Origin of the sequence: Xanthobacter aminoxidans, from assembly GCF_023571765.1 — a bacterium.
Taxonomy (GTDB): Bacteria; Pseudomonadota; Alphaproteobacteria; order Rhizobiales; family Xanthobacteraceae; genus Xanthobacter; species Xanthobacter aminoxidans.
This window is the reverse complement of the sequence record NZ_JAMJXC010000010.1, coordinates 62661-83089: the sequence shown is the minus strand read 5'-3', so window position 1 is coordinate 83089 and position 20429 is coordinate 62661. Positions and strand designations below refer to the sequence as shown.

Annotated in this window: 19 protein-coding genes; 11 read left to right on the top strand and 8 right to left on the bottom strand. The window is 67.5% G+C overall.

Annotated elements, in window-relative coordinates; genetic code table 11:
• Positions 1–71: 71 nt before the first annotated feature.
• Both EJ105_RS16135 and EJ105_RS16130 read left to right on the top strand, forming a co-directional pair.
• Positions 72–857, top strand: coding sequence for a succinate dehydrogenase iron-sulfur subunit (locus tag EJ105_RS16135; RefSeq protein ID WP_029555308.1), 786 nt, complete (start codon positions 72–74; stop codon positions 855–857).
• 314 nt (positions 858–1171) lie between these two features.
• The gene (locus EJ105_RS16130; protein ID WP_250167155.1) at positions 1172–1426 is read left to right on the top strand and encodes a hypothetical protein; all 255 of its coding nucleotides are present in this window, start codon (positions 1172–1174) and stop codon (positions 1424–1426) included.
• A gap of 24 nt (positions 1427–1450) precedes the next feature.
• Here EJ105_RS16130 and EJ105_RS16125 read toward each other — a convergent pair whose 3' ends face one another.
• A complete protein-coding gene (locus EJ105_RS16125) occupies positions 1451–1825 on the bottom strand; it encodes a hypothetical protein (RefSeq protein WP_250167154.1) in 375 nt (124 codons plus the stop codon).
• A 360-nt stretch (positions 1826–2185) separates the two neighbouring features.
• On the opposite strand from EJ105_RS16125, the gene EJ105_RS16120 reads away from it, so the two are divergent.
• The 7 genes from EJ105_RS16120 to EJ105_RS16090 all read left to right on the top strand — a co-directional run bounded on the left by EJ105_RS16120 (position 2186) and on the right by EJ105_RS16090 (position 11400).
• Positions 2186–3484 carry a lipopolysaccharide biosynthesis protein gene (locus EJ105_RS16120; RefSeq protein ID WP_250167153.1) on the top strand — a complete coding sequence of 433 codons (1299 nt, stop codon included), beginning with the start codon at positions 2186–2188 and terminating at the stop codon, positions 3482–3484.
• 172 nt (positions 3485–3656) lie between these two features.
• On the top strand, positions 3657–5777 hold the full coding sequence (locus tag EJ105_RS16115; protein WP_029555312.1) for a GumC family protein: 2121 nt from the start codon (positions 3657–3659) through the stop codon (positions 5775–5777).
• Positions 5778–6092: 315 nt separating this feature from the next.
• Positions 6093–6908 (top strand): polysaccharide biosynthesis/export family protein, encoded by an 816-nt coding sequence (locus EJ105_RS16110; protein ID WP_245279259.1) that lies wholly within the window; start codon positions 6093–6095, stop codon positions 6906–6908.
• Positions 6909–6982: 74 nt separating this feature from the next.
• Positions 6983–7792, top strand: coding sequence for a WecB/TagA/CpsF family glycosyltransferase (locus tag EJ105_RS16105; protein ID WP_250167152.1), 810 nt, complete (start codon positions 6983–6985; stop codon positions 7790–7792).
• On the top strand, positions 7792–9276 hold the full coding sequence (locus tag EJ105_RS16100; RefSeq protein ID WP_250167151.1) for a hypothetical protein: 1485 nt from the start codon (positions 7792–7794) through the stop codon (positions 9274–9276). The genes EJ105_RS16105 and EJ105_RS16100 overlap by 1 nt, the downstream gene beginning before the upstream one ends.
• A 17-nt stretch (positions 9277–9293) precedes the next feature.
• A complete protein-coding gene (locus EJ105_RS16095; protein ID WP_250167150.1) occupies positions 9294–10346 on the top strand; it encodes an acyltransferase family protein in 1053 nt (350 codons plus the stop codon).
• Between the two features lie 208 nt (positions 10347–10554).
• Complete coding sequence (locus EJ105_RS16090; protein ID WP_245279260.1) at positions 10555–11400, top strand: FkbM family methyltransferase; 846 nt, start codon at positions 10555–10557, stop codon at positions 11398–11400.
• A gap of 54 nt (positions 11401–11454) precedes the next feature.
• Here the strand turns inward: EJ105_RS16090 and EJ105_RS16085 are convergent, their stop codons facing one another.
• The gene (locus EJ105_RS16085; RefSeq protein WP_051678753.1) at positions 11455–12228 is read right to left on the bottom strand and encodes an FkbM family methyltransferase; all 774 of its coding nucleotides are present in this window, start codon (positions 12226–12228) and stop codon (positions 11455–11457) included.
• A gap of 263 nt (positions 12229–12491) precedes the next feature.
• Here EJ105_RS16085 and EJ105_RS16080 point away from each other — a divergent pair, with 263 nt between their 5' ends.
• Positions 12492–13019 (top strand): HAD family hydrolase, encoded by a 528-nt coding sequence (locus tag EJ105_RS16080; protein ID WP_250167149.1) that lies wholly within the window; start codon positions 12492–12494, stop codon positions 13017–13019.
• Here the strand turns inward: EJ105_RS16080 and EJ105_RS16075 are convergent, their stop codons facing one another.
• From EJ105_RS16075 to EJ105_RS16050, 6 genes are all read right to left on the bottom strand, one after another.
• The gene (locus EJ105_RS16075; RefSeq protein WP_250167148.1) at positions 13020–13982 is read right to left on the bottom strand and encodes a glycoside hydrolase family 18 protein; all 963 of its coding nucleotides are present in this window, start codon (positions 13980–13982) and stop codon (positions 13020–13022) included.
• Positions 13983–13999: 17 nt separating this feature from the next.
• Positions 14000–15415: an exopolysaccharide biosynthesis polyprenyl glycosylphosphotransferase gene (locus tag EJ105_RS16070; protein ID WP_038192497.1), complete on the bottom strand. Its 1416-nt coding sequence runs from the start codon at positions 15413–15415 to the stop codon at positions 14000–14002.
• 214 nt (positions 15416–15629) lie between these two features.
• Positions 15630–17036 carry an NAD(P)(+) transhydrogenase (Re/Si-specific) subunit beta gene (locus tag EJ105_RS16065; RefSeq protein WP_169123978.1) on the bottom strand — a complete coding sequence of 469 codons (1407 nt, stop codon included), beginning with the start codon at positions 17034–17036 and terminating at the stop codon, positions 15630–15632.
• A gap of 10 nt (positions 17037–17046) precedes the next feature.
• Positions 17047–17502: a proton-translocating transhydrogenase family protein gene (locus EJ105_RS16060; protein ID WP_024280400.1), complete on the bottom strand. Its 456-nt coding sequence runs from the start codon at positions 17500–17502 to the stop codon at positions 17047–17049.
• Positions 17502–18665, bottom strand: coding sequence for a Re/Si-specific NAD(P)(+) transhydrogenase subunit alpha (locus EJ105_RS16055; RefSeq protein WP_250167147.1), 1164 nt, complete (start codon positions 18663–18665; stop codon positions 17502–17504). The genes EJ105_RS16060 and EJ105_RS16055 overlap by 1 nt, the downstream gene beginning before the upstream one ends.
• Before the next feature lie 36 nt (positions 18666–18701).
• On the bottom strand, positions 18702–18854 hold the full coding sequence (locus EJ105_RS16050) for an aa3-type cytochrome c oxidase subunit IV (RefSeq protein WP_024280402.1): 153 nt from the start codon (positions 18852–18854) through the stop codon (positions 18702–18704).
• Between the two features lie 421 nt (positions 18855–19275).
• Here EJ105_RS16050 and EJ105_RS16045 point away from each other — a divergent pair, with 421 nt between their 5' ends.
• Positions 19276–20421 (top strand): PA0069 family radical SAM protein, encoded by a 1146-nt coding sequence (locus EJ105_RS16045; protein ID WP_029555324.1) that lies wholly within the window; start codon positions 19276–19278, stop codon positions 20419–20421.
• The last annotated feature ends 8 nt before the right edge of the window (positions 20422–20429 follow it).

Genomic DNA, 20429 nt, shown 5'->3' with positions numbered 1-20429 from the left:
AACGCCCGCCGCGCGCGGCCATGGCAAGAATTCCTGCGGGCGGTCACCGCTCCAGCGCTTCAGGACGTCCCATGGTTGAGCTCACTCTTCCGAAGAACTCGCAGGTCACGACCGGCAAGACCTGGCCGAAGCCCGCCGGCGCCAAGAAGCTGACCGAGTTCCGCATCTATCGCTGGAATCCGGACGACGGGAAGAATCCGCGCATCGACACCTATTACGTCGATCGCGAGGATTGCGGCCCGATGGTGCTGGACGGCCTGATCTACATCAAGAACAAGATCGACCCGACCCTCACCTTCCGCCGCTCTTGCCGCGAAGGCGTCTGCGGCTCGTGCGCCATGAACATCGGCGGCACCAATACCCTCGCCTGCACCAAGGGCATGGACGAGGTGCTGGTGAAGGGCGTGGTCAACATCTATCCCCTGCCGCACATGCCGGTGGTGAAGGATCTGGTGCCCGACCTCACCAATTTCTACGCTCAGCATGCCTCCATCGAGCCCTGGCTCCAGACGGACACCGCCGCCCCCGAGAAGGAGTGGCGCCAGTCCAAGGACGACCGCGAGAAGCTGGACGGCCTCTACGAGTGCATCCTGTGCGCCTGCTGCTCCACCTCCTGCCCGAGCTACTGGTGGAACGGCGACCGCTATCTCGGCCCCGCCGCCCTCCTCCAGGCCACCCGCTGGCTGAAGGACAGCCGCGACGAGCGCACCGGCGAGCGGCTCGACTATCTGGAAGACCCCTTCCGGCTCTATCGCTGCCACACCATCATGAACTGCGCCCAGGCGTGCCCGAAGAGCCTCAACCCGGCCAAGGCCATCGCCGAAATCAAGAAGATGATGGTCGAGCGCCAGATCTGACGCTCGCCACATCTCCGGCTGTTACCGGGACCGCCCGCCTGACCGGCGCGGCGGTCCTTTCATTTTGGGGCTTTCGCAGCGAAGGCTTGAGGCGCGGGTTCCGGCCTGACGCCAGCCCGCGGCCACACCCCGTCTGACCGGGCCGATCCCGCCCCCGCCCCGACCTCCCCCGCAGGAACCGCTCCGTTCATCGCCTCGTTATGCGAGCGCGCGCGGCACCTTCATGCCCTTCTCAAAATGGTAAATTATATGTTAACGTTAAGATTATCTGTGACATTTTGGCACTGGACAGCGTCAAACTCGGAGGCCTCGCCATGTGGATCATTCGCGCCGTTTTCCCGGCCTTTCTCGCCTTCGCGCTGCTGTTCGCGGTGGTGACCCACCCCTCGGAGATGTTCGTCGCGCTGGGCAGCCTCGTTCTGACGCTGAGCACGGCGAGCAGCATCATCTTCTTCGCCTTCGTCGCGATGGCGGTCGTCTTCGGCTTCGAGCGCACGTCCGGCCGTCACATGTCGCCGGCCTCCCCGGTCCACGTGCACCGGTCGCTCCGCAGCGAGATCAACCTCTGAGGCTGCGCCGCGCCTGAGGCCGCGTCACTTGCGGCACGAGACCGACGGCCACGGGCTCTTGTGGAAGAACGGTTTCAGTTCGATCAGCGTGATGCCCTGCCACAGGGCGCTCGTCGGCTGCGGGCATAGCTGGAGCATGGCGGAGGTGGGATTGCCCCGCCAGTTCTCGGGAATGTTGACCACAACGGTAAAGGCGCCGGCGTCGTAAACCGGGTCGCGCGCCCACCATCCGGCCGGCAGGCGCTGGCGCAGGTAGATGCGCAGCGAGAGGAACGGATCGAAGGGATAGGGGTCCACATCCGGATCGATGCGCGGCCGCGCCGGCATGTCGCCGAAGCTCTGCATGGGGGCCTGCGCGCCCCCCGGACCTGCCATAAGCCCGAGGATGAGTACCCCCACGAGGAGGCTCGTGAAGCTGCGCCCCGCCGGGGCGTGCCCGCTTCGCCTGCCTCCGGTTCGTCCCGCCATAGGCCGCCTCCCGTTTCCCGCGCCGCCCGCTCCCGCCCCAAAAAGCGGCAACCCCTGTGCTACCGCTTCCCTTGGCCGCGCGTGCGCACTAATGCTCCCTCATAGGGCCGGATGCTGCTTTGCGGAACCGGTCCGGCACCGGCGGGGGCCATGACCTCGCCGAGGCAGGATAGCGGCGACGGGGGCTCGGGTGGCGAGAACGGACGAGAAAGGCGCAGGCAGGTTGCGGGCACCTGCCGCGCGGGGATCGATCCTCGGCCTCCCGGCGGCCCGGACCGGATCGTTCCGCCCGTGAGCGCCGCCCAGCTCCGCTCCGCCATGGGGCTCATCAACACCTACGGCATCTATCTCGCGGCCATGATGGCGCGCGGGCTCGAACTGGTCGGCAAGCTCGGCCTCTACGTGCTCGGCGCGCGCATCCTGGGCGTGCATGATTCCGGCTATTTCTTCCTCTGCCTCACCTGGGTCGGCGTTTTCGCCACTGTCTCGCGCGGCGGCTTCGAGCGGGCCGTGGTGCGCCACGTGGCCGCAGAACTCGCCATCGGCAAGGGGCGCGCCGCGCGGCACGCCTTGCTGACCGGCGGAGTGGCCGTGCTCGTCATCGGGCTGGTTGTCTCCCTGATCACCGGCGCATTGTCGGAGCCGATCGCTACCCGCCTTTTCCGTGATCCCGAGGCGGCCCGCCCCCTGTTCCTCGCCGCCTTCATCATCCTGCCCCAGGCGATGTGCTATTTCGTCGGCAACGCCCTCATGGGCCTGCACAAGAGCGCCTGGGGACAGCTCGTGCAGAATGGGCTCTGGCCCTGCTTCACCCTAGCGGCTCTGCTCGCCGGGGTGCAGTCCCTCGACGGCGTCCTGATCGCGCTGGCGGTGGCAAACGTCGCGGCCGCGCTCATCGGTATGGTGCTGGTGTGGCGGGATCGCCACCGCTTCGTGGACACCCCCTCGGATATGGACGGTACGGCGGAGCAGTTGCCCGCGCTGTGGCGCACGGCCATGCCCCTGGCGGTGGTGGAGACGGTGCAGATCCTCCTGCCCTCATTGCCGGTGCTTCTGCTTGCCACCTTCGGCCAGCCGGCCCAGGTCGGCGCCTTCAGCGTGGCCAGCCGCATCTCCATGCTGACCTGGGTGGTGAGCGCCTCGATCGGCAGCGTGGCGGCCCCCTCCTTCGCCGCCCGCCACCGGCAGGGCCAATGGGACGCCCTGCGCCAGCTGAACCGCAAGGTCCGCCTCGCCATCGCGGTGTTCAGCGCGCCGCTGCTGTTCGGCATGTTCTTCTTTCCGGCGATGATCCTGCACCTCGTGGGCCCGGGCTTCGAGATTGCCGCCACCGCTCTGGTCATCCTTGCGGTGGGCCAGTTGGTCTATGCCCTGCTGCCCTGCCAGGAGATCGTGCTGGCCATGGCGGGCCACGGCGGACTGCTGCGCTGGCTCACGGTGGCGCAGACGGTGGTCTGCCTGATCCTGTGCGTGCTGCTCATCCCGTCCTTCGGCATGATCGGCGCAGCCATCGCCACGGCCGTGTTCGCCTCCCAGCTCGCCATCGGCTCCGCGCTGGCGGTCCTGCGCACCATGCCGCGTGCATTCTGAGACGAGGGTCCGCGCGCCCGGTGCATCGCTTTTCGCAACAGGTGGTTAACGCTAAAGTAATGGCGCTCCGGCAGTCTCACGGCGAGATTTCGACCGTGCTGCCGCGCCTCAACCGAGGTGCGAAGTGATGACCAGAGAGCTGGCCGGCGCCGCGGAGCATTCAGGGGGAAGCATGTTGATGCCGCACGCGGCGCAGCCGGACGCCACGGATTCATCCCCCGCCGTCGCATCCGGATCCCTTGGTTTCACGGTCCGCGACTTCCTGATCGCCACCTTCTACCACATCCGTATCGTGCTGCTCGCGGCCGCGCTTCCGTTCGCCATCGCGATCGGCGCGGCGGTGACGAGCCGCACCGAATACACCGCCTCAAGCCTGCTCATGGTCATCGTGAGCCGCGAGGTCTCCAACGCCCAGAACGTGACCGATTCGGGTCCTTCGGTGCTGAGTATCGAGGGCCTCAAGCAGGTCGAATCCGAAGTGCAGATCATCGAGAGCGCGGACGTGGTCCGCGCCACGGTGGAGCAGGTGGGCATGGATCGCCTGTTCCCGCCCGGCCGCTTCTCCGCCATCACCCGCATGTTCAGCTCCGACAAGGACGCCGTGGACAAGGCGGTGGAGCGGTTCCAGGCGAGCCTGCGGGCCTCCGTTCTGGCGGATTCCAACGTCATCCGCGTCAGCTTCACCAATCCCGACCGCGACGTGGCGGTGGAGGCCGCCGATGCGCTGGTGAAGAACTATCTGTCGGTCCGGCGCCGGCTGTTCGAGAATCCCACCGCCAAGATCCTCAAGCTGGAGGTGGAGCGCTTCCGCCAGGACCTCAGCTCCGTGGACGCCCAGATCGAGAAGCTCAAGGCCAAGGTCGGCATCATCGAGTTCAGCCAGGATGCGATCCTCGCATCCAACCAGGTGGACGGCATCCTCCAGCGCCGCCGCCAGGTGGCGGAGCGTGAAGTCGCCGTCACCGCGCAGCTCACCGAGGCGGAGAAGCAGCTCGCCGCCTTGCCGGACTCGGTGTTCGACTTCTCCGAGAAGACCGATGCGCTGCCCGGCGACGAGGACAACAACACCCTCACCAAGCTCCTGCTCGAGCGCGACCGGGTGTCCTCCCAATATGCCCCCGGCAGCCAGCTGCTGCGTGATCTCGACCGGCAGATCGTGACCATCCGCGCGCGCATCAAGAGCCGCTCGGAGCGGCGCTACAACACCGATCGCGCGATACGCAATCCGCAGGTCAACTATATCCAGAACATGATCCTGAGCCTGCGGGTGGAACAGGACTCGCTCGCCCGCCAGAAGGGCGAGCTGGTGCAGCAGCAGCGGGTGGCCGAGGAACGCCTCGCCGCCCTGCGCGCCGCCGAGACTCCCCTCATCGAGCTGAACCGCCGGCGCGATTCTCTGAGCGAGGGCTTCCGCGAATATCAGCGCCGTGCGGTGGCCGCGTCCATCGAGGAGGCAGCGGCCCAGTCGCGCCAGTCGTCGGTGCGGGTGGTGCAGGATGCCGGCTCGGCCGTCACCAAGCGGTCGCTCGCGCTGCCACTGGTTGCGGCCGGCCTGTTCGCCGGCCTCTTGTTCGGCGGAGCTGCGGGCGCCATCGCCTCCACCCTGCGCACCTCGTTCATCATGCCGGGCGAGGCCGAGCGCGCGCTCGGGATGCCGGCCATCGCGGTGCTCGACGACACCGGCGAGCAGCCGGACTCCCTTGCCACGGAGCGTGCCATCAGCAGTTGCGCCACCCTTCTCCTCGACACCCGCATCGACGACCAGCCGCTGCGCGCCATCCATTTCCTCTCGCCCGAGGACGATGATGCCCTGCCGTGGTTCGCGCGCTCCCTCGCCGAGGAATTCGCGCGCCAGCGCCAGAAGCGCACCCTCTTCGTGGATCTGTGCTCGGCGACGCCCTATCCGCTGGTCGGGGGGGACAGCGCGGTGCGCGGGGGCGTCGCGGTGGTGGCGACGCCGGTGCCTCTCCTGTGGGTTGCGGCGGAGGCCGACCGCTCACCACTCCTCGACCTGCGCCTGCCCATCGCCGAGGCCGAGATGATGATGGCAGAGCTGAAGCAGGCGTTCGACTGCATCGTCGTGTGCTCGAACCTGCCGCGCGCCTCCCTCGTCACCCAGCGCTTCTCCCAGCTGGTGGACGGCAACGTGATGGCCGTGCAGGCCGAGCGCACCCGCAAGCCGGCCGCGCTCCACCTGCGTGATTCGGTGATCGAGAGCGGCGGTCTCTTGTTCGGCTTCATCTTCCTCGGGCGCCGCTATTATCTTCCCAACTGGCTGTATAGACGCGCCTAAACTGCATCCTGAAGCTGCAAGACCTAATGGCAAAGGGGCGCATCAGCGCCCCTTATGCGTTTGGGCAGCCACGGGATTTCTGCATCGCAGCAATCGCCGCCCCGCCAATAAGCGAACGTTAACCATGGCCCTTTAGGGTGCCTTTACCACGTTCGACGGTTCTCGCTGCTGGCTCTTCTGTTGACGGTTTGCCGATGGCGGCCGACACACGGTTTGTTTGCGCGTTAACCATTCGCTTATGATTCGTTCCGGGGGTTGTCGATGGTCTTGCCACAGTGCGACGGGAGACACACCGCGCGCGGAACGGCACCGGAGATGATCGGCGCCGCGTCCCGCCGCCGTGCCGCCGCCCTCTCCCGCATCGGGCTCGCCCTCGTCAGCCTCTGCATTCTCAACGGTTGCGCCGCCATCGCGACATCGCAGAACACGGGCACCGAGCCCTTCACCACGGGGCACGAACTGCGCTTCACCGAAGTGAATTCCGACCGCTTCAAGCCGTGGACGGACCAGGTGCCGAGCTATCGGCTTGGGCCGGGCGACAAGATCAAGGTCAAGTATTTCATCACCCGCGAAATGGACGAGGATCTCACCGTCGGTCCCGACGGCTCCATCGCGCCGCGGGCCATCGGCCAAATCCGGGTTGAAGGCAGCAACCTGTCCAGCGTGCAGGACTACATCCGCCGCGAGTCCCGCAAGGAGCTCGTCGACCAGAAGGTGGTGGTCTCGCTGGAGGAAGCGGTCTCGGCACGCGTCTATGTGGGCGGCATGGTGGCCCATCCCGGCGCCTTCAAGCTCGCGGACATGGGCACCAGCGTTCTGCAGGGCATCCTCCAGGCCGGCGGCTTCACCGAAGAGGCGCGCACCGGACAGGTCGCGCTCATCCGCCGCGGGCCCAACAACGAGCCCATGCTGCGCCTCATCAACGTGCGTGACGTGATCCAGACCGGGTTCGACGCCAACGATGTGCCGCTCGTGACCGGCGACATCATCTATGTGCCGCGCTCCTCGATCGCCGAAGTCAATCTCTGGATCGACCAGTTCATCACCAAGGTGGTGCCGTTCCAGCGTCAGTTCAGCTATACCATCGGTTCCTACACCCAGACCGGCGGCGCAAGCTCGCTCCTGCAGTAGACCTGCGCGGACGGACCGCGGTCGCGCATCATCCGTGCCGCAAGCGGAGCGGCACCGCAAAAGGCTGGACCATCATGTTCGCGGAAAGTGAGGCCGCCGGTTCCGTCCGGACGCAGACCTTCCTGAAGGTGCCATTCGATTGCCTGGACGTGGCCGGCGCGGCGCGGGCCATCGCCGCCCGCCCGCCGGGATCGCCGTTCGCCTATGTGGTGACGTCCAACGCCTCCCATCTGGTGCGGCTCAACGAGCGTGGCGATGCGCGTTTCGCCGCCGCGCTCGAGGCCGCCGGCCTGCACACCCTCGATGGCTCGGCGCCCCATTGGCTCGCCCGCAACCTCTTCGGCCTCGACATCCCGCTGTGCCCCGGCAGCGATCTCTCCACCTACCTGTTCGAGCATGTCATCACGCCCGACGACGCGGTGACGGTGATCGGCGGCAATGACGAGATGAAGCGCCGCCTGATTGCGCGCTACGGTCTGCGCACCCTCCACATGCACGTGCCGCCCATGGGCTTCATCGACGACCCGCAGGCGGTGGAGGAGACCATCCGCTTCGTGGAGGAGCACCCGGCGCGCTATGTCTTCCTCGTGGTGGGCGCGCCGCGGTCGGAATATCTCGCCCACATGATCCGCGCGCGCGGCAACGCGGTGGGCACCGGCCTGTGCGTCGGCAGCGCGCTGAACTTCCTCACCGGTCTGGTGCAGCGGGCGAGCCCTGCCTTCCGCAAGCTCGGCCTGGAGTGGCTCTACCGGCTGATCCAGAGCCCCAGCACCCATATCGAACGGGTATTCGTGGATTCGCTGCCCATCTTCCGGGTGGCGGCGAAGGCGAAGGTCAATCCCGCGGCCTATGGCATGAAGCCGGCCGCGGCGGACCGCCCCTGATGGCGGGCGGGGCGGCGGACATTCCCGGCCCAGGTGGCACCGGCGCACCCGGCAAAAGCCCCGCCGCTCGCCCGCGCGTGGTGATGCCCCTGCGGCGGGACGTGGCCGCCTTTTCCCCCGGCGATGCCCGGCTCGACCATGACGCAGCGCTCCTCGCCAAATTCGTGCTCGCCGGCACCCTGCCGCTGTTTGCGCAGGTCTTCTACTATCTCAACGAGTATCCGCCGCCCTACCTTCTCTCGAAGGCCTGGCCCTTCCTCACGTTGCCGCTCGCCTTCTATGCCGTGGCCCGGCTCAAGCTACCGGTGAGCGGGGCCTTCCTCACCGTGCTCGCCTATGCGCTCGGCTTCACACCGATGGTGTCGATGATTCAGCTCGGCAACGGCTTCCTCGATGCGCTGACCACCACCATCAAGGCCTGGCCCTTTACCTACTATTTCAGCCTTTCCGCCCTGCTCGCCCTGCTTGCCGTCAACCCCTCCAGCATCCGCAAGATCGTGCTGGCGTTCGGCGCGGGCACCTTCGTCCTCATGGTGCTGATCTATCTCGCGGCGCCGACCTCCTGGTATTCCAACAATCCGGCGGACAGCAAGCTACTGCTCTTCGATCTCGAGCGCGGCTATCGCGTCTACATGCCCATGTTCTTCGGCATGATCCTGGTGTTCTTCTTGGCCCGCTCCTTCATCCTGCGGCGTAACGTGCTGTTCGCGCTGGGCGTTGCGGTGTCCTTCCTGCCCATGCTGTTCATCTTCAAGCAGCGCGCCGCCATCGGTGCGGCGGTGGTGGTGGTGGCCTTCGGCATGACCATGTCCCTGCCGCCGATGCTCCGCCGCCTCGTCATCGGCGCTGCGCTGGTCGGCGCGGCCGCGGGCACGGGCCTTCTGGCCTATAAACTCGGCCTGTTCTCGGGCTCCCTCGACGGGGCAACCAACGCGCTCGGCGCCTCGCTCTCAGTGCGGCAGAATTCGTCGGCGCTGGCGTTCGGCTTCCTCGGCGACGACCCCATGCGCTGGACCTTCGGCGTCGGCGCCACCACCCGCTTCAGCACCACCACGCTCAACGACATCTTCGGCAACGGGCAGTTCTTCATCGCCGACCTTGGCTGGATCGGCGTGATCTTCGAGTATGGGGTGATCGGCGCGGCGCTGCTCGCGGTGCTCTACGGCTGGTGCTTCGTCTATGTGTTCCGCCTGACGCGGGACCTAACCGACGCCTTCACCCTCGCCCTCGCCGACTACGTGCTTTACCTGATCGTCAGCTCGGCCGTGTATTCGGTGGTCTTCACCCCCGGTGAGCTGGGCGTAGTCATGGCGCTCATCGTGTATCTCGACCGTCAGCGACGCGCCGCGCCGGCCGCGCCGGTGACGGTCCTATCCCGCTTCAGCCGGAGCGCGGAGACCCATCTTGTCTCGCGTGAGGGTCCGCGTGTCGGCGGGCGCGGTGCGCGTCATGTCACGCTTGGGCGCAGCCCGGGTGCACGTTGAGCGGTCGGGAGGCCGGAATGCTTGAGTCGCTGCAGGTCCTGCGCGCCATAGCCGCCCTCATGGTGGTGGTGTTCCATCTCGGCGCACCGCTTCAGCGGCTGGGTCTCGAAGCACCTTGGCCGCAATCGGGCGCGGCGGGCGTGGACATCTTCTTCGTGCTGTCGGGCTTCCTGATGCTGGTCACCACCTACGAGCGGGACGGCTATACCGGCAGCTTCTACCACAAGCGCCTCGTGCGCATTGTGCCGCTCTACTGGATCGTGACCACCGCGAGCCTCGCGCTGCTCCTCCTCGCGCCGCAGCTCGTGAAGAGCGGCAAGGCCGAAGCCTGGCACATCATCGCCTCCTACCTGTTTCTGCCGGCCCGACACCCGGTGCTGGGTACGCTCGAGCCCCTCGTGGTGCCCGGCTGGACGCTGAACTACGAGATGTTCTTCTACCTGCTGTGGGGCATCGCCCTCCTGCTCCCGCAGGAGCGACGGGTGGTCGGGGTCGGCGTGGTCATCGCGGCCCTCGCCGTCCTCGGATTCGCCGCGCCGAGCGACAATCCCTTCTTCGCCTTCTACACGTCGTCCATCATGCTGGAGTTCGTGTTCGGCCTGGGCCTCGGGCTCTGGTATCTGAACGGCGCACCGATCCCGCGCGGCTGGGGCTTTGTCCTGATCGGCTGCGGCTTCATCTCGCTCCTGTCGCAGGGGGATGTGCCGCCGGAGACGCGGATGCTGCGCTGGGGCGTGCCGGCGGCGATGGTGGTGGCGGGCGCGCTGGTTCTGGAACGGGCCCGCCCGGTGCCCCGGGTGGCCGTCCTGGCGCTTTTGGGCGACGCCTCCTATTCGCTGTATCTCGTTCACGGCATGGTGCTTTCCGCCGTGGGGCAGGTGTTCGTGCGCCTGGCGCCGTCTCTGCCGCTTTCCGGTCCCGCCCTTTACATCGCCTGCGGGGTCGCCGCCGTGGGCGCGGCCATGGTGATATCCGTGCTGGTCCATCTGGCGGTCGAGCGGCCGCTGTTGCGGGTCATGAGCGGCCGGCGCGCGACGCCCGGCAAGGTCACGGCCGAACGGCCGGGATGAAAGGAGCACGCGGCAGCCGGCTTTTTCGCCGGAAGTCGCCTTTACCGCCTTGCCGAACCCCGGCAAGGTCTGTCTATTCCTACATTCGTGATCGATGCTGCACCGCCCAACGGGGGGCCGGGCGGCCCGGTGTCCGGCAGACGTTCCAGTCCGCGACCGGCGAAAAGCGTGAGGGGGTTTGAAGATGTTGAGACGAGTGAAGAAGCTCGTGAACGAACCGGCATTCCGCGAGGCCCCTCTGACGGTGACGGGACGCGCGATTTCCCTCGCCCTGCATGTGGCCCTCGGCCGCAGCCCGATCGCCGAGATCACCCCCGGCGCCCGGCTGAAGCTGCCCGCCGACCTGCGCTTCACCACCACCTCCATCTATCTGCTCCGCGACAATGTGGAGCCCGAGGTGCGCTATCTCGACAAGTTCCTGCGGCGCGGCGACGTGTTCGTGGACGTGGGCGCCAATATCGGCCTGTTCACCCTGAAGGCGGCGACCATCGCGAGCCGCGTGGTGGCGGCCGAGCCCGGCGCCGATGCCGGCCAGCAGCTGAAGCAGAACCTGGCGCTCAATGCCTTCACCAACGTCACCATCGTGCCCAAGGCGATTTCGGACGCGGTGGGCAAGGCGGTGCTGTTCCACAACCCGCTCGGCGACGACCCGCAGGCCTTCTCGCTCATCAATGACGGGACCAGCACCGAGAGCGAGGAAGTGGAGATCACCACCCTCGACAATCTGGTGGCGGATGCCGGCGTGGCCCGCGTCGACTGCATCAAGATCGACGTGGAAGGCGCCGAGGACCGGGTGATTGGCGGCGCGGCGAAGACGCTGGATGCCTTCCATCCGACGGTCATCTTCGAGATGAACTGCCCCACCCTCGTTGCGGACGGCGGCGATACCAAAGCGGCCTGGAATGCGCTGGCCGCGCACGGCTACCGCTTCTTCCACATGCAGGATGACGGCGTCCTGAAGCCGCTCGCGACCTGCCCCAGCGCTTTCGGCAACTATGTGGCGCTGCATCCGCAGGGCCGCGTGCTCTCTGAAGGCGGCGTGCCGGCCGCCTGAGGCGATGCCCGGCGGCGTTCGGCGAAGGTTGCGCGCCCCGGCGATGCCGGGGCGTCAGGCCGACCAGTCTTTCAGCCGCGCGATGATCTCCGGCCGCGCGGCGAAAATGAAATTGTTCACATAAACGGCGTCGCGCCGCGTGCGGGACCCGTCGGGAACCAGCGCCTCGCGGGCCTGGTGGACGGCCGGGTCGAAAGTGGCCAGCGGCCTCATGGCCCCGCCGAAGCGGAAGAAGCCCTCATAGCCGAACTGCGCCAGCATCCGCGCCACGTCGGCGACCGCGCCGGCCCTATGCCGCTCCTCGGCCTCGACCAGCAAGGTCGGCCGGCTCTCCGCCAGAACGCGGGTCGCGCCCTGAAGGACGGCACTCTCATAGCCTTCGACGTCGAGCTTGATGAAGCTCACCGGCGCATCCACGCACGCATCAAGCCGGTTCAGGGCCACCCGCACGTCGTCGACCGTCCCCGGCAGGCCGCTGGCGAGATTGCCGTCGATGGTGGCGAGCGGCGACATCCCCTCCGGGATGTGCAGCACCGCCTCGCCGCTGGCGCTGCCGAGCGCGGTCTCGAACAGGCGCAGGCGACCGTCGGCCAGTTCGTCGGGAAAGCGCAGGCGCAGTATCCGCGCAAGGCGCGGGTTCGGCTCGAAGGCAAGCACATGGGCGCCGCCCTTCAGCAACCAGTAGGTGAACAGGCCGCGATTGGCCCCGATGTCGCACACCGTTTCCCCCGGCGACACCAGGATTTTCAGCAGCCCGACCTCGCTTGCGGGATCGCGCGCAACCCGCTCGTCGATCCACGGGCAGGCGAACGCGAAAAGCCGCGGCATGCGGCTTTCAAGAATGGACTTGAACGTCGTCAGAACTCACTCCCTTCCCGGTGCTCCCCACGGCTCCGGAAACGAGGTGGAAACCCGCCAGACATCGCTCCCACCGGAGCGCGTGCCAAGGTTGAGAATGACATGGCGCGCGTGAATTTACATTGAAGATACTTCGGATATTTTCAGATTCGCATGAACAGCCCGCAGGTTGCAGGCCGCGTGCTGCAAAACCGCACGGACACTTTCCTTGGTCGGACAGAAGGCGACACGACTTGACCAGCCAGCCCCATCGCCGTCCCGCGGTATTCTTCGATCGCGACGGCGTGCTCAACCTCGACACCGGCTACGCTCACCGGGCTGCAGATCTGGAGTGGACGCCGGGCGCGCGCGAGACGGTGCGCCGGTTCAATGATCTCGGCTACCTGGTGTTCGTGGTGACCAACCAGTCGGGTGTCGCGCGCGGCTTCTACGGCGAGGCCGACGTTGAGGCTCTGCATCGCTTCATGGCCGAGGACCTCGCCCGGGACGGCGCGCGGATCGATGACTGGCGCTATTGCCCCTTCCATCCCGAGGCGACCGTGGCGGCCTATCGCGCCGTCCATCCCTGGCGCAAGCCGGCGCCGGGCATGATCCTCGACCTCATGGCCCACTGGCCGGTGGCGGCGGCCGAGAGCCTGCTGATCGGCGATCAGCCCTCCGACATGGCGGCGGCGGCGGCGGCGGGCATCGCCGGGCACCTGTTCCCGGGCGGGAACCTGCTCGATTTTGTCGCGACGCTCGATCCGCCGCCGGCCGGATGATCAGGGCACCGGCTGGTCGCAGCCCGGACGCTCCAGCGTGACGCAGATGGCGAGGGAGAGGCTGCGATAGTCGGGATTGTCCGGGCTGGTCGGTCCGGGCGGCACGAGGCCGAGGCCATAGAGCATCGCGCCCGCCTTGGGATCCGCCATCACCTGGATTAGCAGCCGGGCCGTGCGATCGATGGTGAAGCGCGGCCCTCCCGCCTCGGACGGCATGACGGCGATGCCGAGGGCGAGCGGCCCCCGCCACAGGCTGCGATAGGCGCGGAACGCCTCCTCAGGGCTGTAGGTCGGGCCGGCGTCGTAGGACATGATGGAGACGAGGTCGATGCCCTGCGCCTCCGGTGCCTTGAGCATCGCCCGCATCATGCCCACGAACGGCCCGAACCGCGGCTCGGCGGAGGCGAAGCGGCCTTCACCGTAGGCGCCCACGCTCCAGGCGGCGACGCTGATCACGAAGGGCCGCGGCAGCGCAGCCCGCAGGTCGGCGAGCACGGCGATGGAGCGGGGGTCGTCGGCGCAGGCGATGCCGCCCTCGGGCTTGCGCACGCAGCCGGCATCGGCGGTCTCGTAGTCGAGATCCACGCCGTCAGCGCCGAGGTCACGGACGAGCTGGGCCAGCGCCCGGAAATCGCGCGCGTCCCAGCCGAAATAGCCCCAGCCGCCCACGGCGAGCAGCACGCGTACCGAGGGATGGCGCGCCTTGAGTTCGGCGATGGCGCCCTTCAGCACAGCGCCTGAATAGGGGAAGGCCAGCCCGGTGCCGGAGAGGTCGAGATTGCCGGAATAGGCGAGATCGGGCTTCACGAAGCCCAGCGCCACATGGGTAAAATAGCCGGGCAGGCGCGCGAGCAGCGTCTCGGCGGGCGCTTGCGTGGTCACCTCCGACCACGAGGCGAGATAGGCGAGGAATGGCCGGTCGCTCTCCTTCGCCCGCGCCGCCGACGCGGCGGTCAGAACCAAGGCGAGAAGCGCAGCGCTCAGAACACCGAGGGACCAGCCATGCCCTTGGTGACGGTGAGCAGCATGATTCTGATGTCGAACCATATGGACCAGTGCTCGATGTAGAAGAGGTCGAGCTCGACGCCGCGCTCGGCCTTCTCCAGAGTATTGATGCCCCCGCGCATGCCGTTGATCTGCGCCCAGCCGGTGATGCCCGGCTTCATGCGGTAGCGCGCCACATACTGGCTGATGGCCTCGTAGCGGACGTTGGTGGCCACCTTCATGTTCGGCACATGGGGGCGCGGGCCGACGACGCTCATCTCGCCGCGCAGCACGTTGATGAGCTGCGGCAGCTCGTCGATGGAGGTGGAGCGCAGGAAATTGCCGACCTTGGTGATGCGCGGGTCGTTCTTGCTGGTGCCCTTGGAGCCGTCATCGGTGGGGTCGACCCGCATGGTGCGCAGCTTGTAGCACTGGAACACGCGGTTGTTCAGGCCGACGCGGGGCTGGCGGAACAGGATGGGCCCCGGGGAATCCAGCTTGATGGCGATGGCCGCGCCGATGAGGATCGGTGCCGTGAGCATGAGGCCGATGGAGGCCACCACATAGTCCTCCACCCCCTTCAGGAGCCCGAGCGAGCCTTTCAGCGGCTGCTGCTGCACCTGGAGGGCCGGCTCGCCGGCGATGCGGGTGAGGTTGGCGTAATTGAGCGTGAAGCGGTCCGGATCCAGCTCGACGATGACGTCGGCGGCGATCTGGTACATCTGGTTGGCGATGGCGCTGATGGCGGCCGGGTCGTTCCAGCTCTTGGCGACGACCACGATGTCCACGGGGTTGTGCTTCACATATTCCAGAAGGTCCTTCATGCCGCCGAGCACCGGCAGGCCATCGGGACCGGGCGGCGGGAGCGGCGCGCCCTCCACGTGGCTGTCATCGAACAGGGCGACGAAGCTGAGGAGGCCGGTGTTGCCCTCTTCCTCCCCATAGCGCCGCACCAGATCGCGGGCGCGGCCGAGATCGCCAATGAGCACGACGTTGCGACGGAGCACCTCGTGGGTCTGCACCAGCGCCATGCCGATGCGCACGAGAACCAGGCGGCCGAAGATGAGCATGAGCGTGGTGACGACGCCCCAGCCGAGCAGCGCCCACAGGTTCGTCTGGCCGATGGGGATCAGCGCGTAATAGCAGACGGCGATGACCGCGCCCGCGGGCACCACGCCGACGCCGATATGGCCGATCTGCCGCAGCGGGCGCACATAGTGCTCGACCCGGTAGCCGCGGCCGATCTGAAGCACCTGCACATAGACGAAGATGCCGAACGCCCAGAGGATGGCGAGCTGGCTCCAGGACAGGAATTCCCAGCGCAGGTGCGCAATGATCGCCCCGAGCGCCGCCATGACGACGTCGCACGACAGGACGAGCCGATTGACCAGTCCATGGGTCCAGCGTGTCATCGTCCCCCGATCCCCGCAGCCGCCGTCCGAATCCCAGACTCCACGGTATGTGCTTCTGGTTAAGAAGTGGTGGGCAGTCAAGGAAATGGCGCAAATTGTGGCGGCATGAACCTGTTAGGCGCCTTCCGATCGGGCGGCCGCCCGGCTCTGTAACGAAGAAGCCGCCGGACCTTGCGATCCGGCGGCTTCGATCTCGTTCAGAATGGACGTGTCTTCAGTGGCCGAAGGCCTTCACCACGTCCTCGGTGACCTTCTTGGCGTCGCCGAAGAGCATCATGGTATTGTCCTTGAAGAACAGCTCGTTCTCCACGCCCGCGTAGCCTGCCGACATGCCGCGCTTGATGAAGAGAACGGTCTTGGCCTTCTCCACGTCGAGGATGGGCATGCCGTAGATCGGCGACTGCGGATCGGTCTTGGCCGCCGGGTTGGTCACGTCGTTGGCGCCGATCACGAAGGCCACGTCCGCCTGGGCGAACTCAGAGTTGATGTCCTCGAGCTCGAACACCTCGTCGTAGGGCACCTGGGCCTCGGCGAGCAGCACGTTCATGTGGCCCGGCATGCGGCCCGCCACCGGGTGGATGGCGTACTTGACCTCGACGCCCTCCTCCTTGAGGAGGTCCGCCATCTCGCGGAGCGCGTGCTGGGCCTGAGCCACCGCCATGCCGTAGCCGGGCACGATGATGACCTTCTCGGCGTTCTTCATGATGTAGGCGGCGTCGTCCGCCGAACCCTGCTTCACCGGGCGGGCTTCCGCATGGCCAGCCGCGCCGGCCGCAGCGGCGTCACCGCCGAAGCCGCCGAGGATGACCGAGATGAAGGACCGGTTCATGCCCTTGCACATGATGTAGGACAGGATGGCGCCCGAGGAGCCCACCAGCGCGCCGGTGATGATGAGCGCGGTGTTGCCCAGGGTGAAGCCGATACCGGCCGCCGCCCAGCCCGAGTAGGAGTTCAGCATCGACACCACGACGGGCATGTCCGCGCCGCCGATGGGGATGATGAGCAGGCCGCCGAGGATCAGCGACAGCAGCGTGATGATCCAGAACAGCGTGATCGAGCCGGTCAGCACGAACGCGACGATGAGGATCAGCAGCAGCAGGGCCAGGCCGCCATTGATGAGGTGGCGCGCCGGCAGCATGATCGGCTTGCCGCTCATGTTGCCGTTGAGCTTGGCGAAGGCGATGATCGAGCCGGTGAAGGTGATCGCGCCGATGGCCACGCCCAGCGACATCTCCACGAGGCTCGCCCCGTGCAGGTGGCCGGGATCGCCGATACCGAAGGCGCGCGGCGCATAGAGCGCGGCCGCGGCCACCAGCACGGCGGCGAGGCCGACGAGCGAGTGGAAGGCAGCGACCAGCTGCGGCATCGCCGTCATGGCGATGCGCTTGGCCACCACCGCACCGACGCCACCGCCGATGCCGATGCCGGCGAGCACCAGCACCCAGCCGATCCCGTCCGACGGCGGGGAGAGCGCGAGCGTGGTGAGGATGGCGATGCCCATGCCCACCATGCCGAACAGGTTGCCCTGCCGCGAGGTGGTGGGATGAGAGAGGCCCCGGAGGGCCAGCACGAAGAGAATGCCTGCGACGAGGTAGAGCAGGGCGGCGAGGTTCGCGGTCATATGCCTCGCCTCACTTCTTCTTGGAGTACATGGCGAGCATACGGCTGGTCACCATGAACCCGCCGAAGATGTTCACCGAGGCAAAGACGAGCGCGACGAAGCCGAAGATGCGCGCGCCCCAGGCGTGGCTGGAATCGCCCACCGTGGTCACGCCGACGGCGAGCAACGCGCCCACGACGATCACCGACGAGATGGCGTTGGTGACGCTCATGAGCGGGGTGTGTAGCGCCGGGGTCACCGACCACACCACGTAGTAGCCCACGAACACCGCGAGCACGAAGATGGAGAGGCGGAACACGAAGGGGTCGATGGCCCCTCCGGTCGCCGCATGGGCCGCCGCGCCGAGGGCGGAGGCCGCCTGGTCGGCATAGAGCTGCGCGGCTTCCGCGGCCTGCCGCGCGATCTCGGCGGCGGTGCGGGCCTGCATTGCGGCATCCGCCGCGGTCTGGGCTGTGGCGGGATTCATCAGGCCGCTCCCTCGCTGGTCGCTGCGGGATTCTTGGGTGCGAAGTTCGGATGCACGACGGCGCCGTCACGGGTGAGGAGCGTGGCCTTCACCAGCTCGTCGTCCCACTTGACGGCCAGCGCCTTCGACGCCTTGTCCACCATCGTCTCGAAGAAGTTGAACAGGTTCTTGGCGTAGAGCGGCGAGGCCGAGGCGGCGATGCGGCCCGGCACGTTGAGATGACCGACGATCTTCACGCCGTTCACCTCGACCACCTGCCCCGCCACCGCGCCGGCGACGTTGCCGCCGCGCTCGACCGCGAGGTCGACCAGCACGGAACCCGGCTTCATGGAGGCCACCATCTCCGCCGTCACGAGGCGCGGCGCAGGCCGGCCCGGGATCAGGGCGGTGGTGATGACGATGTCCTGCTTCTTGATATGCTCGGCGACGAGCGCAGCCTGCTTGGCCTGATACTCCGCCGACATGGGCTTGGCGTAGCCGGCCGCGGTCTCGGCCTGCTTGAACTCCTCGTCCTCCACCGCGACGAACTTGGCGCCCAGCGAGGCCACCTGTTCCTTGGCGGCGGGCCGCACGTCGGTGGCGGTCACGATGGCGCCGAGGCGGCGCGCCGTCGCGACGGCCTGGAGGCCCGCGACGCCGGCGCCCATGACGAAGACGCGCGCGGCCGGAACGGTGCCGGCGGCGGTCATCATCTGCGGCAGGGCCCGGGTGAACTCGGCGGCCGCGTCGATCACCGCGCGATAGCCGGCGAGGTTCGCCTGCGAGGAGAGCACGTCCATCACCTGCGCGCGGGTGATGCGGGGCATCAGCTCCATGGCGAAGGAGGCGATCCCGGCATTGGCCATGGCGGCGAGCGCCGCGTCATTGCCATAGGGATCCATGATGGCGAGGACGAGCGCGCCGGGCTTGTACGACGAAAGTTCGGCTTCCGTCGGCCGGCGAACCTTCAGTACGACTTCGGCGCCGTTCAGCGCATCCGCCGCCGACGGGGCGATGGTGGCTCCTGCCGCCACGAAGTCGGAATCGAGAATGCCGGACTTCACGCCCGCGCCGCTCTCCACGGTCACGGATGCGCCCAGTGCGACGAGACGCTTCACCGTATCCGGGGTCGCGCCAACCCTCGGCTCGCCGAGATCGATCTCGGCGGGAACAGCGATTTTCATTTCTTGATGTCTCCGGTGCTCCGGCCGCTCAGCGGGTCAGAGGAGGAAAATCCACATCAGGACGAGGATGGCAGCAACGCCGATGGTGCCCCACTTGGCGAGGGCGGTGAACATGGCGTAGGTGCGCTCGTGCTCGGGATAATCGTTACCGTCTGCCGTGGCGTATTCGATCGTGGCGTGTTCAGCCATCTTATCCCCCTGCTCCTAAGCGTCTTCTGACGCCTTTACCGGAGATGGGAATGTCTGGCAACTGCCTTCTGGTGTACAGTATGCCAGATTGAACGGCATGGCCCGCGAGCCCCTCGCCCTGCTGCGCATGTTCTTGTTATGTTCCGTTTTCGGTGCTAGCTTTTTAAGCATGAGCCCCGCATCCGATTCCCACGGCCCGCGCACAGCCGCCCCGCCCGTTCCGGGGGGACCAATTGCCGCGCCGATCGCTCCCGCCCTGAAGGCCACCAGGACGGCATCGCCCAAGGCCGTTCCTGCCAAGGCTGTTTCTGCCAAGGCAGCTCCCGCCAAGGCGGCACAGCCCAAGGCAGCACAGCCCAAGGCTGCATCCGGCGACGCCCGCATCGCCTCGCCGCCGGTGAAGACCCGGAGCGATCGGATCATGGGCCGGCTCGCCGAGGAACGCCGAGCGCCGCCCCCTGCCCTGCCGCCCGCGCTGGACGGCGAGGTCGGGACCGGCGTGGAGGCGGAACGGCGGCGCGGCCGGGGCGCGGTCTCCAACGCCGCCGGGCGCTTCGAGCCCGCCGCCCGCGTGCTGTTCGACGACGGCTGGCAGACGCTGGAAGACCTCCCGCCCTTCCGCACCGAGGTGACGGAAGAGCGGGCGCGCACCATCATCACCCGCAACCAGTCCCCCGACATCGCCTTCGACCGCTCCATCAACGCCTATCGGGGCTGCGAGCACGGCTGCATCTATTGCTTCGCGCGGCCGACCCACGCCTATCAGGGCCTCTCCGCCGGCCTCGACTTCGAGACCAAGCTGTTCGTGAAGCCGGACGCGCCGGAACTGCTGGCGCGGGAGCTGTCGCACCCCTCCTACAAGCCGCGCGTCATCGCCATGGGGACCAATACCGATCCCTACCAGCCCATCGAGCGGCGCTATGAGCTGACGCGGCGCATCCTGGAGGTGCTGGCGGACTTCGGCCATCCGGTGGGCATCGTCACCAAATCGGCGCTGGTGGTGCGCGACATCGACATCCTCGGGCCGATGGCGGAAAAGGGCCTCGCCAAGGTCGCCATCTCCATGACCACGCTCGACCCGCACCTGTCCCGCACCATGGAGCCGCGCGCCGCCAGTCCCCATGTGCGCCTCGGCACCATCCGCCGGCTCGCCGACGCCGGCATTCCCACCGCGGTCCTCACCGCGCCGCTGATCCCGGCGCTGAACGACATGGAGATCGAGCGCATCCTCGACGCCGCAAAGGCCGCCGGGGCATCCGAGGCCGGCTATGTGATGCTGCGCCTGCCGCTGGAGATCGCCGACCTGTTCCGGGAATGGCTGGTGGCCAATTTCCCGGACAAGGCCCGCCACGTGCTGAACCTCATCCGCCAGATGCACGGCGGCAAGGATTACGACTCCACCTTCGGCAAGCGAGGGCGGGGGGAAGGCCCCTATGCCTGGACGGTGGGCCGCAGGTTCGAGATCGCCGCCCGCCGCCTCGGCCTCGCGGGGCGGGGACTGAAGCTGACCACCGCACACTTCCGCCACCCCAAGCAGGCGGGCGAGCAGCTCGACCTGTTCGCTTGAAGAGCCCA